Annotated in this window: 13 protein-coding genes; 5 read left to right on the top strand and 8 right to left on the bottom strand. The window is 60.4% G+C overall.

All coding sequences use genetic code 11. The features are described from left to right. Nucleotide 1: 1 nt before the first annotated feature. Nucleotides 2–514, bottom strand: coding sequence for a peptide deformylase (def, locus tag DFR37_RS13865; RefSeq protein WP_113933908.1), 513 nt, complete (start codon nt 512–514; stop codon nt 2–4). Nucleotides 515–697: 183 nt separating this feature from the next. Between def and dprA the strand changes: the two genes are divergently transcribed. The 3 genes from dprA (at nt 698) to DFR37_RS13850 (ending at nt 3,481) form a co-directional block, all read left to right on the top strand. After that, nucleotides 698–1,942, top strand: coding sequence for a DNA-processing protein DprA (gene dprA / locus DFR37_RS13860; protein ID WP_113933907.1), 1,245 nt, complete (start codon nt 698–700; stop codon nt 1,940–1,942). A 148-nt stretch (nt 1,943–2,090) separates the two neighbouring features. Beyond that, nucleotides 2,091–3,005 (top strand): hydroxymethylglutaryl-CoA lyase, encoded by a 915-nt coding sequence (locus DFR37_RS13855; protein WP_113934021.1) that lies wholly within the window; start codon nt 2,091–2,093, stop codon nt 3,003–3,005. Beyond that, entirely contained in the window at nt 3,002–3,481 is a 480-nt protein-coding gene (locus DFR37_RS13850; protein WP_113933906.1) for a hypothetical protein, read from the top strand. The genes DFR37_RS13855 and DFR37_RS13850 overlap by 4 nt, the downstream gene beginning before the upstream one ends. Nucleotides 3,482–3,590: 109 nt before the next feature. Here the strand turns inward: DFR37_RS13850 and DFR37_RS13845 are convergent, their stop codons facing one another. Together DFR37_RS13845 and DFR37_RS13840 are read right to left on the bottom strand one after the other, a co-directional pair. Continuing rightward, complete coding sequence (locus DFR37_RS13845) at nt 3,591–4,616, bottom strand: amino acid ABC transporter substrate-binding protein (RefSeq protein ID WP_113933905.1); 1,026 nt, start codon at nt 4,614–4,616, stop codon at nt 3,591–3,593. A gap of 118 nt (nt 4,617–4,734) precedes the next feature. Continuing rightward, nucleotides 4,735–5,433 carry a YggS family pyridoxal phosphate-dependent enzyme gene (locus tag DFR37_RS13840; protein WP_113933904.1) on the bottom strand — a complete coding sequence of 233 codons (699 nt, stop codon included), beginning with the start codon at nt 5,431–5,433 and terminating at the stop codon, nt 4,735–4,737. An 86-nt stretch (nt 5,434–5,519) separates the two neighbouring features. On the opposite strand from DFR37_RS13840, the gene DFR37_RS13835 reads away from it, so the two are divergent. Beyond that, nucleotides 5,520–5,999, top strand: coding sequence for an acyl-CoA thioesterase (locus tag DFR37_RS13835; protein ID WP_113933903.1), 480 nt, complete (start codon nt 5,520–5,522; stop codon nt 5,997–5,999). Here the strand turns inward: DFR37_RS13835 and DFR37_RS13830 are convergent. The 3 genes from DFR37_RS13830 to DFR37_RS13820 all read right to left on the bottom strand — a co-directional run bounded on the left by DFR37_RS13830 (nt 5,996) and on the right by DFR37_RS13820 (nt 9,022). Then, complete coding sequence (locus tag DFR37_RS13830; protein WP_113933902.1) at nt 5,996–7,291, bottom strand: sulfate adenylyltransferase subunit 1; 1,296 nt, start codon at nt 7,289–7,291, stop codon at nt 5,996–5,998. The genes DFR37_RS13835 and DFR37_RS13830 overlap by 4 nt on opposite strands. Before the next feature lie 2 nt (nt 7,292–7,293). Beyond that, nucleotides 7,294–8,202 carry a sulfate adenylyltransferase subunit CysD gene (gene cysD, locus DFR37_RS13825; RefSeq protein WP_113933901.1) on the bottom strand — a complete coding sequence of 303 codons (909 nt, stop codon included), beginning with the start codon at nt 8,200–8,202 and terminating at the stop codon, nt 7,294–7,296. Nucleotides 8,203–8,290: 88 nt separating this feature from the next. Continuing rightward, a complete protein-coding gene (locus DFR37_RS13820; RefSeq protein WP_113933900.1) occupies nt 8,291–9,022 on the bottom strand; it encodes a phosphoadenylyl-sulfate reductase in 732 nt (243 codons plus the stop codon). Nucleotides 9,023–9,314: 292 nt separating this feature from the next. Here DFR37_RS13820 and DFR37_RS13815 point away from each other — a divergent pair, with 292 nt between their 5' ends. Then, nucleotides 9,315–10,604, top strand: coding sequence for a Glu/Leu/Phe/Val family dehydrogenase (locus DFR37_RS13815; protein WP_113933899.1), 1,290 nt, complete (start codon nt 9,315–9,317; stop codon nt 10,602–10,604). A 37-nt stretch (nt 10,605–10,641) separates the two neighbouring features. On the opposite strand, the gene DFR37_RS13810 is transcribed toward DFR37_RS13815, so the two are convergent. Next, complete coding sequence (locus DFR37_RS13810) at nt 10,642–11,628, bottom strand: pseudouridine synthase (protein WP_346724946.1); 987 nt, start codon at nt 11,626–11,628, stop codon at nt 10,642–10,644. Then, nucleotides 11,625–12,539 carry a LysR family transcriptional regulator gene (locus tag DFR37_RS13805; RefSeq protein ID WP_113933898.1) on the bottom strand — a complete coding sequence of 305 codons (915 nt, stop codon included), beginning with the start codon at nt 12,537–12,539 and terminating at the stop codon, nt 11,625–11,627. Before DFR37_RS13805 ends, DFR37_RS13810 begins: the two co-directional genes overlap by 4 nt. Between the last annotated feature and the right edge of the window lie 71 nt (nt 12,540–12,610).

Here is a 12,610-nt window from a genome sequence, read left to right as displayed (position 1 = left end):
GTCAGGCGCGCACAGCTTCGCGTTCTTGCTTGCGGATTTTTGTCCTGATGCGGTTTTGCTTGAGCGGCGACAGGTATTCAACAAAAACCTTGCCCAGCAAGTGATCGAGTTCGTGCTGCACGCATACGGCCAACAGGCCTTCAGCGTCGAATTCGAAAGGCTTGCCGTTTTGGTCCAGCGCCTTCACGTGTATGCGCGCCGAACGCGTTACTTCGTCGTAAACGCCGGGCACAGAAAGGCAGCCTTCTTCGTAGGAATGAAGTTCGTCGCTTTTCCAGGTAATTTCAGGGTTTATCAAAACCAACAGTTGGTTGCCGTCTTCTGAAACGTCGATCACCACGACACGCTCGTGGACATCGACCTGGGTTGCGGCCAAACCGACGCCGGGCGCCTCGTACATGGTTTCGGCCATATTGCGCACCAGTTCGCGTATGCGATCGTCGACGACCTCGACCGGCTTGGCCACTTTGTGCAAGCGCGGGTCGGGATAATGAAGAATGGGAAGCAAAGCCATGTGCGTAAAGTCCAGTAATGCGTTTTCCTCATTATAACAAGCACTAGGCGCAACTTGAACTGGCACCGGCGGTGCCGCATCGTCCCGTATCGGACCACGAGCGCCCCTCGGAAAGCCCCTGAGTGTGACTTTATACTGCACCCGTTGCGCGCAAAACCCTGTGCTATATGGCAAACTCCTCTCATGCCTGCCTCACTCTCCCCTGAAGAACTTTACGCCTGGATACGCCTTACGCTCGAACCCGGGCTGGGCCCCGCCCAAGCGCGTGCCATGCTGGCGGTCATCAGCCCGCCGCAGGACATTTTTGCGCTATCGGCGGCCTCGCTGGCCAAAATCGTGCCCCAAGAACTGGCCCGGCAACTGGCCCGTTCCCCCGACGCGGCCATCGAAGCAACCATTGCCCGCACCCAGGCCTGGCTGGCCGAACCCGGCCACCATCTCTTGACCCTGGCCGATCCGCACTACCCCAGGGCACTGCTCGATACCCACGACCCACCGCTATTGCTCTATGTAAATGGCCGGCCCGAGCTACTGAACCAGCCCACGCTGGGTATTGTCGGTGCACGCAACGCCACGGCGGGGGGCGAAGATAACGCCAAGGCCTTCGCCCGCTACCTGGCCGGACGAGGCTGGTGCATAGCCAGCGGGCTGGCCTCGGGCATAGACGCTGCCGCGCATGTCGGCGCGCTGTCGGCCGGCAACCAGGGCGGCAGCACCATCGCAGTGCTGGGCACCGGCATCGATATCGTTTACCCGGCCTCCAACCTGGACCTGGCCCGCCGCATTGCAGCCGAAGGCGCCCTGATTTCCGAGTTCCCCATGGGGACGCCCTCGATTCCGCACAACTTTCCCAAACGCAACCGCATTGTTGCGGGCATGGCCAAAGGCGTGTTGGTCGTCGAAGCGGCCAAGCGCAGCGGCTCGCTCATCACCGCCAGGCTGGCCGCCGAAATGGGCCGCGAAGTATTTGCCATTCCGGGCTCGATCCATTCGCCGCAGTCGCGCGGCTGCCATGCACTGATCCGGCAAGGAGCCAAATTGGTGGAATCGGGCCAGGATATCGATGAAGAACTGGGCCAATTGCAGGCCGACCCCGGCACAGAGCCGGCCCGCCCCGAAAAAACGGGGCGCCGCAACGCCAACCGTTCCCGCCCGCGCGCGCCGGGGTCCGATGACGCCGTGTTCGGCAGCCAGGAGGTCGGAGCCGACTCCGAAAGCTCACAAGCCGCCGGCGCCAATCCGGCGGCAAGTTCGCGCAATTCCGAATACGCCGCGGTGCTGGCCGCGCTGGGCCACGATCCCGTACACATCGACCTACTTCAGGCACGCACCGGCCTGGACTGGGCCACGCTTAACAGCCAACTGCTTGAACTGGAATTCGCCGCAGCGGTCGTGCGGCTGTCGGACGGACGTTTCCAGCAGCGTTAGCGGCCGGCAGCGGGCAGTAGGCTGGTGAAAGAGCCATAAAAGGACGGCGGCATGTCCGTTATTCAAGCTATTATTAAGCTTGATCATTATTCATGCGGGCCGGAAAGGCAAGCCCCCTTTCCGGCCCGCACCAGCGGATTCTTCCAGCATGTCTTTGCCCAGCCGAGTAAAAATCGTCGAAGTCGCTCCGCGCGACGGACTGCAAAACGAAAAGCAATTCATTCCCACCGAGGTCAAGATCGAACTGATCGACCGCTTGTCGCGCGCCGGTTTCGCCAATATCGAGGCGGCTTCGTTCGTCTCGCCCAAATGGGTGCCGCAAATGGCCGACGGCACCGAAGTCATGAACGGCATTCAGCGCCGGCCGGGCACGATTTATTCCGTGCTCACCCCGAACCTGCGCGGTTTCGAGGCGGCGCTTGCCGCCGGCGCCGACGAAGTGGTTGTATTCGGCTCGGCCAGCGAAGCGTTTTCGCAGAGGAACATCAATTGCTCCATCGCCGAGTCCCTGGCCCGCTTCGAACCGGTGGCCCAGGCCGCGAAAGCCGCCAAACTGCGCCTGCGCGGCAGCATCAGCTGCGCACTGGGCTGTCCCTACCAGGGCGAAGTCCCCATAGCCTCGGTGGTTGATGTCGCCCGCCGCATGCTTGCCCTGGGCTGCGACGAGATCGACATTGCCGACACCATAGGCGTTGCCACGCCCGGGCGCGTCGGCGCGGTCATGCGCGCCGTATCGGAAGCCGTCGACCCGGCCCGCCTGGCCGGCCACTTTCACGATACCTACGGCCAGGCGCTGGCCAATATCCTGGCCGCCCTGCAGGCCGGCATCAGTATTTTTCATTCATCGGTGGCCGGCATCGGCGGCTGCCCCTACGCCAAGGGAGCCACCGGCAATGTTGCAACGGAAGATGTGCTTTACATGCTGAACGGGCTGGGCATAGACACCGGCATCGAACTGGACGCCGTGGTCGAAACCGGGCAATGGATATCCGGCCATCTCGGACGCAAACCTTCAAGCCGGGCCGGCAACGCGCTTGCCGCCCGCAAGGAACAACCAGCATGAACCCATTTCGTTCGCAACGCCCCGACCCGCAAGAACACGAAGCCCTGATGCAAGCGCTCGCCCCCTTGCCGGTACGCGGCAAGGCCTGGCCCACCTGGGTAAAAATATTGTCGTGGCTGGTGCTGATCGTGATCGGCACACAGATTCTGCGCGTCGCAACAGGCCCCCAGGGCCAAAGCGTCAACCCGGTCATAGCGGGCTGCATCATTATCTGCTTTTGCGGCCTGCTGCTGGTGGCCCGCTACATGGTGGTCTCGGAAACCATCATCACGCGCGAAGGCATCGAGCAAACATGGATTACGCGCCGGCGCGTAAGCTGGGAAGAAATCCAGTTCGCCAAATTCATCCCCATGATCGCCTCCAAGCGCCTTATCTGCTTTACCGGCTCGGGCCGGCCCCTGGTCTTCCAGGCCGGCACGCGCGAACTGCAAATTGCCTTTGCCCGCATTTCGCTGGTTTACAAACGGCGGCAATAGCCGCGGGCCCGAAATACCGCGACTGGTGAAGGTCTCTGCCTCCCAAAGGGCGAGGCCTTCAATTCGACTCGTGGACAACAAAGCCAGCAAACCGCAGCGATCGAAAAACTCAGCGTATGGGCAAGGCGTACATCAAGCCGCCCTTGGTCCATAAAGCGTTCAGGCCGCGCGGTATTTTCAACGGGCTGCCCATGCCCACATTGCGCTCATAGCTTTCGCCGTAGTTTCCGACTTGGCGCACGATGTTATAGGCCCATTTGTCGTCCAGGCGCAGGTTCTTGCCCGCGCCGGGCACAACACCCAGCAGGCGCTGTATGCTGGGACTGCTGCTTTTCAATTGTTGCTCGACGTTGGCCGAAGTCACTCCCAGCTCTTCCGCCTCTATCATGGCCATCAAGCTCCACTTCACGGCATTGAGCCAGACATCGTCGCCCTGGCGCACAAACGGCCCCAAAGGTTCCTTGGAAATGATTTCAGGCAAAACCACATAATCGTCGGGATTCTTCAGTTTGGAAATGCGAATCGACGCCAGCCCCGAGGCATCGGTGCTGAACACATCGCAGCGGCCGGCTGCAAACGCGTTGACCACCTCGCTGAATTGCTCGATGACCACCGGCTTGTACTTGATGTTGTTGGCGCGGGCCCAATCGGCCATGGTATTTTCGTTGGAGGTGCCCGTTTGCATGCAAATGGTTGCGCCGTCGAGCTCTTTGGCGCTGGTTACGCCCAGCTCTTTGGGTACCAGAAAGCCTTGCCCATCGTAAAAATTGATGCCCGCGTGAATGGCGCCCAGCGCTGTGTCGCGCCGCTGCGTAACAGACGTGTTGCGTGCCAGCAGGTCGATTTCGCCCGACTGCAGCGCGGTAAAGCGCTGCTGCGAATTAAGCGGCACTGCCTTGAACTTGTCCGCATCGCCCAATACGGCGGCGGCGACCGCACGGCATAAATCGATATCCAGGCCATGCCACTGGCCTTTGTCGTCGGGCGTCGAAAACCCGGCAAAGCCGGTAGTGACGCCGCACTGCACATAACCGCGGTCTTTCACTACGTCCAGCGTATCGGCCTGAGCCAGCGGCAGCCAGCCTACCAAGGCCAATGACGCCACGGCTCCTTGTATTAGTCCCAAGCGACGCATCTGCATCCCCCTTTTCTGAGTTCTGGAATGAATTCGATTGTAAATGCCAAGCCTAGCGGCAATCGGACGGGCCTTGCGGCGAGGCGGGAACTTCGCCGAATCGGTCGACCAGGCTCGTTCAATGAGAATAATCGCGCCGGCCGAAAATGGCCGAGCCGATACGCACTTCATTGGAACCTTCCTCAATGGCCAGTTCGAAGTCGCCGCTCATGCCCATGGACAGGCGCTGCACCTGTTCGAACCCTTCGTTGCGCAAACGGTCGCGCCACTCGCGCAACGAACGAAAGCAAGCGCGCACCGCTTGCGCGTCCGGGGAGTTGACGGCCAAAGTCATCAATCCTTTGACGCGCAAAGTATCCAGGCTGGCCAGTTGCTTTAAAAAGACGGGCAGTTCCGCCGGCTCCAGGCCGAACTTGCTGGGCTCGTCCGAGGTCTTGACCTGCACCAGGACATCCAGGGCGCGCCCCTCGGCCTGCAGGCGCGCATCCAGCGCCTGGGCCAAGGACAGCCGGTCCAGCGATTGCACTTCACTGGCAAAGCGTGCAGCGTCCCGCGCCTTGTTCGTTTGCAAATGGCCTATCAGCACCCACTGCAGGTTCAGGTCGGACAACGCCTCGAATTTCTGGCGTATTTCCTGGGTTTTATTTTCGCCGAAGCGGCGCAAGCCCAGGCTCGCGGCGCCACGCACGACTTCAGCATCAAAAGTCTTGGTGACAGGCAGCAAGGCAACGGTATCAGGGTCGCGGTGCGCCTTCGCGCAGGCGGCGGTGATCTTCTGCTGAATACTGGCCAGGCGGTTTTCTAGGGACTCGGGCATCAATGGACTTGAACTGGTAATGTATTGACTGTAGTGTACGACGCAAGCAACGCCCCCGCCCTTTAGCTACCTTCCATGGTGACACGATGAACGACTTGCCCCATAAAACGTCCATGACCATACTCATGACTCCGGACATGGCCAATTTTTCCGGCAATGTCCACGGCGGAGCCATACTCAAGCATCTGGATCTGGTGGCCTATGCCTGTGCCGCCCGCTATGCCGGCACTTATGTCGTCACGCTATCCGTAGACCAGGTCATTTTTCGCCAGCCCATACATGTGGGCGAACTGGTCACGTTTTATGCCTCGGTCAACTATACCGGCCGGACGTCCATGGAGATCGGTATCAAGGTGGTTACCGAAAACATCCAGCAAAAGCTGGTGCGGCATACCAATAGCTGCTATTTCACCATGATTGCCGTCGACGAAAACGGCGTGCCCGTGCCGGTCCCGGCGCTGGAACCGCACACCGAAGAAGAATGCAATCGCTACAAGGCCGCCCAGTTGCGCCGCGAATTGCGCCAGGAAATGGAACGGCGCCACCTGCTTATCAAGGAAGGCTAGACCACCATTCCCGCTGCCGCCGTCTGATAAGTTGCCGCATCGATCAGAATGAATGCTCCGGTGGCCGGTACGTCGGCATAATGATCCAGGGCCAGGGCATCGCGCGAGACCAGCGAAGCGCGCCCGATATCGTTCATGGACAAGGCGCCGCCAGCGCCAAGCTGCAATAGCTCGCCCATATCGCGGCGCGAATGCACCGCCCGGACCTTGGCCTGGGTTACGCGTGTGCCCTGCTTCAGCAAATACTGGCGCGCCGGATTAAGCGGCTGCTGGTCGAGCCAGCAGATTTCAGCCTCGAACTCTTTGGTCACACGAACCTGCGCATCGGCGGCCACAATGAGGTCGCCGCGCGACACATCGATATCCCGATCCAGAATAATCGCCACGCTGTCGCCGCTTTGTACCAGTTCGACATCGCTATCGAACTGGCGCAGGCCCGATACAACGGCGGTTGTCCCCGACGGCAGTATCTTGACCTGGTCGCCCACGCGCAGCACCCCGCTGGCCAGTTGCCCAGCATAAGCGCGAAAGTCGTCGACCGAGTCGCCGCCATGGCGTATGACCCACTGCACGAAAAAGCGCGCCGGACCGTTGTTGCCCTCGGCCTGGACCGGCAGGCTTTCAAGCAAGGACAGCAAGGTCGGCCCTTTATACCAGGGCGCTTTGTCGGAATGCGCCACCACGTTATCGCCCTTGAGCGCCGACAGCGGAATGATATGGAACTGATCGATATCCAGTTTTTCGGCGAGATCGGCATATGCCGCGCGAATCTGCTCGAACAAAGCGGGACTCCAGTCGACCAGGTCCATTTTATTGACCGCCACCACAATATGCTGGATGCCGAGCATTTTTGCCAAGGCTGTATGCCGTATGGTTTGCGACAGCAAGCGGCCTTCATGGACCCGGCTGGCATCGATAAGAATAATGGCCACATGCGCCGTGGACGCGCCGGTCACCATGTTGCGCGTGTATTGCTCGTGCCCCGGTGCATCGGCAACGATGAACTTGCGTGCAGGCGTCGCAAAATAGCGGTAGGCCACGTCGATGGTAATGCCTTGTTCGCGTTCGGCCTCCAGGCCGTCGGTAAGCAGGGCCAGGTCGATTTCGTCGGCCTGGACGCGTTTATATTTGGAGCGGGCAATAGAGTCCAGCTGATCCGCGAATACGCCCTTGCTGTCGTACAGCAAGCGCCCGATCAGCGTGGACTTGCCATCGTCGACCGAGCCCGCGGTAATAAAGCGCAGGACTCCGGCTTCGGAGGCCGCGACCCAGGATTCGTTGAATGCGTTCATTATTAAAAATACCCCAGTTTCTTGCGTTTTTCCATGGACGCTTCGGACGTTTGATCGTCCATGCGCGTTGCGCCGCGTTCTGTAATGGTCGTGATGGCCGTCTCGGCAATGATTTCCAGCGGCGTCGAAGCCGTCGAAGCCACAGGGCAGGTGCACGAAATATCACCCACCGTACGAAAGCGCACCATGCGCACTTCGGGCTGTTCGCCCGCCTTGGGTGGCGTCAATTCCGTTACCGGAACGAACAAGCCATTGCGCGGCACCACTTCGCGCTCATGCGCGTAATAGATCGACGGCAGGTCCAGGCCTTCGCGGGCTATGTATTGCCACACATCCAGCTCAGTCCAGTTCGAGATTGGGAAAACACGCATGTTCTCGCCTTTGTGAACTTTGGTATTGAACAGGCTCCACAGCTCTGGGCGCTGCGCCTTGGGGTCCCACTGGCCGAACTCGTTGCGAAACGAAAATACCCGCTCCTTCGCTCGCGCTTTTTCTTCGTCGCGGCGCGCACCGCCTATGCATGCATCAAAGCCGAACTCTTCAATGGCCTCCAGCAAAGTCGTTGCCTGCGCTGCATTGCGCGAGTCGGTCGGGCGGCGCAGCACTACCGTGCCGCGCGCAATCGAGTCCTCGACCGAGCGCACGATAAGCTTCTCGCCCAACGCCGCGACATGCTTGTCGCGAAAGCGTATGACCTCGTCGAAATTGTGCCCGGTATCGATATGCATCAGCGGGAACGGAAAACCCGCCGGGCGAAACGCCTTCTCGGCCAGGCGCAGCAGCACCACGGAATCCTTGCCGCCCGAAAACAGCAATACCGGCCGCTCGCATTCGGCGGCCACCTCGCGCAAAATATAAATGGCCTCGGACTCCAGCCAATCCAGATGCGTGCGTGCGGAAAGATCACCCATTTTTTTACCTTGAAAATCGAATCGAACAATGTGCCGCGTCCGGAGCCAGGCTCCAGCCTGGCGAAAACCAACTGGCGAACTATCCCGGCTATGCGCTTTGCTCGGCCTTGAGGTTGGCCTCGTGCAGCCCGCACTCCTTGGAAGCGGACTGCTCCCACCACCACCGGCCGGCGCGCGGGTCTTCGCCCGCCCGTACCGCCCGGGTACACGGCTCACAGCCTATCGAGGGATAGCCTTGATCGTGCAAGGGGTTATAAGGAATGTCGAAGGCGCGCACCGCCTCCCAGACTTGCTCGCTGGTCCAGTTCGCAAGAGGGTTGTATTTTTGCAATCCGAACACCGCGTCGTATTCGGACTCAGCCAGGTGGCTGCGCGTAAGCGACTGGTCGCGATGCTGGCCGGTAAGCCAGGCTGAATGCCCGGCCAGCGTACGGCGCAAGGGCTCGACCTTGCGCAGCCCGCAGCACTCCTTGCGCAGCGCGATGCTGTCGTAGAAAGCAAAACTGCCATGGGCCGCAACATGGGCCTGAACAGCCGCGCTGTCCGGGTGCACCACCTGTACGGCCACGCCGTAGCGCTCTGCGATCTTGTCCACCATGCCCAGCGTTTCAGGATGCAGTCGGCCGGTATCCAGGGTAAACACCGCGATCGGCAAACGGGCCTGGAATATGGCATGCGCCAGCAACATATCTTCAACGGCCAACGACGAGGCAAACATGGCATCCGGATGCCTGGCGGAAATTTCGGCAAGGCGCTCCAGCAACGAATTCCATTGCTTGCGCGTTTGAGGATCTAAAACAACATCGGAGCTATCGGGCATGTTTGCGTCGCAATATTCTTTTGCCGGCCCTGTGCTTTGCAAAACTGACCGGCCACAAGGATGGCGTAGTAATGAAGTAAGGCTTCTAGTGTCGTCGCTGCGGCGCGACAAGTGAACTACTTAATCGTTAGCTGTTTATCGCGTTTGGATATTTAGAAACTGCTGTGTCCGCTGAAACGGCTTTTGCCCGACAACTGCATTGATTTGCCGGGCTGAACGACATGCGGCTTGCACTGCACTAGAATAAACGGGTAGCCGGTTTCGTTCGACTTCCCCTCACCTAGGAACCACAATGGCACAACAGCCCGTACATCGCTTGCCTTCGTATCTCAACCCCGAGGCTCTGGGGCCCTGGGGCGTTTATCTGGAACAAGTCGACAGGGTTACGCCCTACCTGGGCGAACTGGGCAAATGGGTCGAAACCTTGAAGCGCCCCAAGCGGGCGTTGATCGTGGATATTCCCATCAAGCTGGACAACGGCGTCATTGCCCACTTTGAAGGGTATAGAGTGCAACACAACACATCACGCGGCCCGGGCAAGGGCGGCGTGCGCTACCACCAGGACGTTACCCTGGCCGAAGTCATGGCGCTAGCCGCGTGGATGTCGGTCAAGTCCGCAGCGGTAAATCTGCCGTTTGGCGGCGCCAAGGGCGGCATCCGCCTCGACCCGCACCAATACTCGCTTGACGAACTAGAACGCATAACGCGGCGCTACACCAGCGAAATCGGCGTCATCATCGGTCCCAATAAAGACATTCCGGCGCCCGACGTCAATACCAACGCGCAGACGATGGCCTGGATGATGGACACCTATTCCATGAACGAAGGCGGCACCACAACGGGCGTGGTCACCGGCAAGCCGGTGTCGCTGGGCGGCAGTCTTGGCCGCGTTGAAGCCACCGGGCGGGGCGTTTTTGTGACGGGGCGCGAAGCGGCCCACGACTGCGGCATTGCCCTGGAGGGTGCGCGGGTAGTGGTCCAGGGCTTCGGCAATGTGGGCGGCACGGCGGCGCGCCTGTTTCACGAACAAGGCGCCAAAATTATTGCCGTGCAAGACCACACCGGCTGCGTGCATAATGCCAACGGCCTGGATATACACGCCCTGCTGCAATATGCCGAAGAACACGGCGGGGTAGCGGGCGCACCCGAAACCGAAAGCATGGCGCCCAGCGACTTCTGGGCCCTGGAAACCGAGCTGCTTATCCCGGCCGCCCTGGAAAGCCAAATCAACGCCGACAACGCCGGCTCGATCCAGGCCCGCATTATCGTCGAAGGCGCAAACGGCCCGACCACGCCGCAAGCCGACGACATACTTACGTCACAAGGCGTTCTTATCGTGCCCGACGTCATCGCCAATGCCGGCGGGGTTACCGTCAGCTACTTCGAATGGGTCCAGGATTTTTCCAGCTTCTACTGGACGGAAACCGAAATCAATCACCGGCTTGAATCGATGATGCGCGCCGCCTACACCGCCACTTCAGCCGTGGCCAAAACCCATAAGGTAACTTTGCGCACCGCCGCGTTCATCGTGGGCTGCGCCCGCATCCTGGAAGCCCGCCAAGTGCGCGGGCTTTATCCGTAAAGCAGGCGCGCGCCACGGCGGCGCCTGCAGGGCACGGCTAGGCAACCGTGCCCGCGGACGTCGATGCCTCTGAACGGGCCTGGGCCAGCACCCGCCGGCTTTCAAAGCGGCGTTTTTCGCCGCTGATAGGATCGGTAAACTCAATGGCGCGCGCCAGCAATTGCAAAGGACGGGCGTAATCGTCCACGTCATGGCGGGGCTGCAAGCATGGATAAAAGAGGTCGTTGCATATTGGGATGCCCAGCGCGCTTAGATGCGCGCGCAACTGATGCTTGCGCCCGGTGCTTGGCGTCAGGTGGTAGTGGGCCAAAGCCCCCAGCCTTTCCTTGACTTCAATGCGGGTTTCGCTATTGGGCTCGCCCCCTACTTCCTGTACGGCAAAGCTGGACGCGCAGTCTTGCAGGCGGCTGCGGTGCACCAGCGGAAACACCAGGTCGTCGCGCCACGGAGCAATGGCCTCATACTCTTTGACGACCTGCCGCTGCTGGAACAAGGATTGATAAGCGCCGCGGCTGGCCACGTCCACACAAAACAGCATCACGCCGGCCGTTTCGCGATCCAGGCGGTGCACAGGGCTTATTGCAGGCAGGTCAAGCCGCTTGCGCAAGCGCGTAAGCGCCGTTTCATGCAAGTAGCGCCCGCCGGGCGTACTGGCAAGAAAATGGGGCTTGTCAACGACCACAAGGTGCGCATCCCGGTACAAGATGTCCAGCTCGAACGGCACGGCGGCTTCGTCGGGCACTTCGCGGTAATACCACAGCCATTGGCGGGGCCTGTACGGCGCATCGGCGCGCTGCGGCATGCCGGTCTCGTCCACGATGGCGCCTACGTTCAGGCGCGCGCGCAACACTTGCGGCGCCATGAAGCGAAACCGCTCGACCAGAAAATCCAGGACAGTGGGCCACGGGCCTGGGGGCAAATACACCCGGCTGGCGGCTACTCCGTCGCGCATCGGCAAAGGAGACGAGGCCGCCCGCGGTGGCGCCGTCCGCCTGAAGTCCTGCATGCCGTTTTCCGCGCTCATTGCTGGAACGCCTGGCGCACGACTGTTCGCAGCCATTGGCTGGCCGGGTCCGCATGATTGCGCTTGTGCCAGAACTGCATCAGCGGAAATCCTGGGGCCGCGACCGGCAAGTCATGTACGCGGATACGGCCGGATTTGGCCAATTGCAGCGCCGCTTCCCGCGGCACGGTGGCAATGACGTCGGTCTGCGGCACAATTTCGGCCAAGCTAAGGAAGTGCGGCACGCTCAGCACCACACGGCGTTCTATCTTCATCTGCATAAGGTGGCGATCGATCATTTCCTGGCTGCGTCCTTCGTAGGCCACCGCCACATGCGGCGCGCTTTTGTACGTCTGCAGCGACAGGCCCTTGTCCAAGGCGCGGTTATCGCTGCTGGCAATGCAAACGAAAACACTTTCGAACAGCAATTGCTGATAAAACCCGCCTTTGTCCAGATCGGGATAATAGCCCACGGCCAAGTCGACTCCGCCTTCTTCCATCTTGGCCACCAGCTCGCCGATCGCCATGGACCGGGTGCGCAGCGTGGAGCCGGGACTTTGCGCCCACATGCCGCGCGCCAGGCCCGGCAAAAAATAGAGTTCGCCGATGTCGGACATGCACAGTTCGAACTGGCGCGTCGAAGTCGCCGGATCAAAGCCCGCGCCGCCCAGCAATTCGCCCTGCAACACATCCATGACACGCTTGACCGCGGGCGCCAGCTCCAGCGCGCGGGGAGTCGGCCGCATGCAGTTGTCAACGCGGATGAACAGCGGGTCGCCGAATACCGCCCGCAGCCGGGTCAGCGAATAGCTCATGGCCGGCTGGCTCAAGCCGATCCGTTTACCGGCCACAGTCACGCTTTGAGTCTCGAAGACCGCATCAAACACCGCCAGCAGCTTGAAATCGAGATCCTTGATCTTTTTTAAATTCATACTTTGGATACGCGGTATCAAGTTTATCTAATTGACTAATATATACGAATGTTTAGCATGGTGCCAATGGT

The sequence above is a fragment of the Eoetvoesiella caeni genome, assembly GCF_003315175.1.
GTDB classification, from domain to species: Bacteria; Pseudomonadota; Gammaproteobacteria; order Burkholderiales; family Burkholderiaceae_B; genus Eoetvoesia; species Eoetvoesia caeni.
The sequence above is the reverse complement of the archived record's forward strand: the minus strand, read 5'-3'. Positions and strand labels throughout refer to the sequence as shown.

Bases quoted from the DNA above. Each gene is read 5' to 3' on its own strand.
- def (WP_113933908.1), bottom strand. From the start codon at position 514: ATGGCTTTGCTTCCCATTCTTCATTATCCCGACCCGCGCTTGCACAAA.
- dprA (WP_113933907.1), top strand. From the start codon at position 698: ATGCCTGCCTCACTCTCCCCTGAAGAACTTTACGCCTGGATACGCCTT.
- DFR37_RS13855 (WP_113934021.1), top strand. From the start codon at position 2,091: ATGTCTTTGCCCAGCCGAGTAAAAATCGTCGAAGTCGCTCCGCGCGAC.
- DFR37_RS13850 (WP_113933906.1), top strand. From the start codon at position 3,002: ATGAACCCATTTCGTTCGCAACGCCCCGACCCGCAAGAACACGAAGCC.
- DFR37_RS13845 (WP_113933905.1), bottom strand. From the start codon at position 4,616: ATGCGTCGCTTGGGACTAATACAAGGAGCCGTGGCGTCATTGGCCTTG.
- DFR37_RS13840 (WP_113933904.1), bottom strand. From the start codon at position 5,433: ATGCCCGAGTCCCTAGAAAACCGCCTGGCCAGTATTCAGCAGAAGATC.
- DFR37_RS13835 (WP_113933903.1), top strand. From the start codon at position 5,520: ATGAACGACTTGCCCCATAAAACGTCCATGACCATACTCATGACTCCG.
- DFR37_RS13830 (WP_113933902.1), bottom strand. From the start codon at position 7,291: ATGAACGCATTCAACGAATCCTGGGTCGCGGCCTCCGAAGCCGGAGTC.
- cysD (WP_113933901.1), bottom strand. From the start codon at position 8,202: ATGGGTGATCTTTCCGCACGCACGCATCTGGATTGGCTGGAGTCCGAG.
- DFR37_RS13820 (WP_113933900.1), bottom strand. From the start codon at position 9,022: ATGCCCGATAGCTCCGATGTTGTTTTAGATCCTCAAACGCGCAAGCAA.
- DFR37_RS13815 (WP_113933899.1), top strand. From the start codon at position 9,315: ATGGCACAACAGCCCGTACATCGCTTGCCTTCGTATCTCAACCCCGAG.
- DFR37_RS13810 (WP_346724946.1), bottom strand. From the start codon at position 11,628: ATGAGCGCGGAAAACGGCATGCAGGACTTCAGGCGGACGGCGCCACCG.
- DFR37_RS13805 (WP_113933898.1), bottom strand. From the start codon at position 12,539: ATGAATTTAAAAAAGATCAAGGATCTCGATTTCAAGCTGCTGGCGGTG.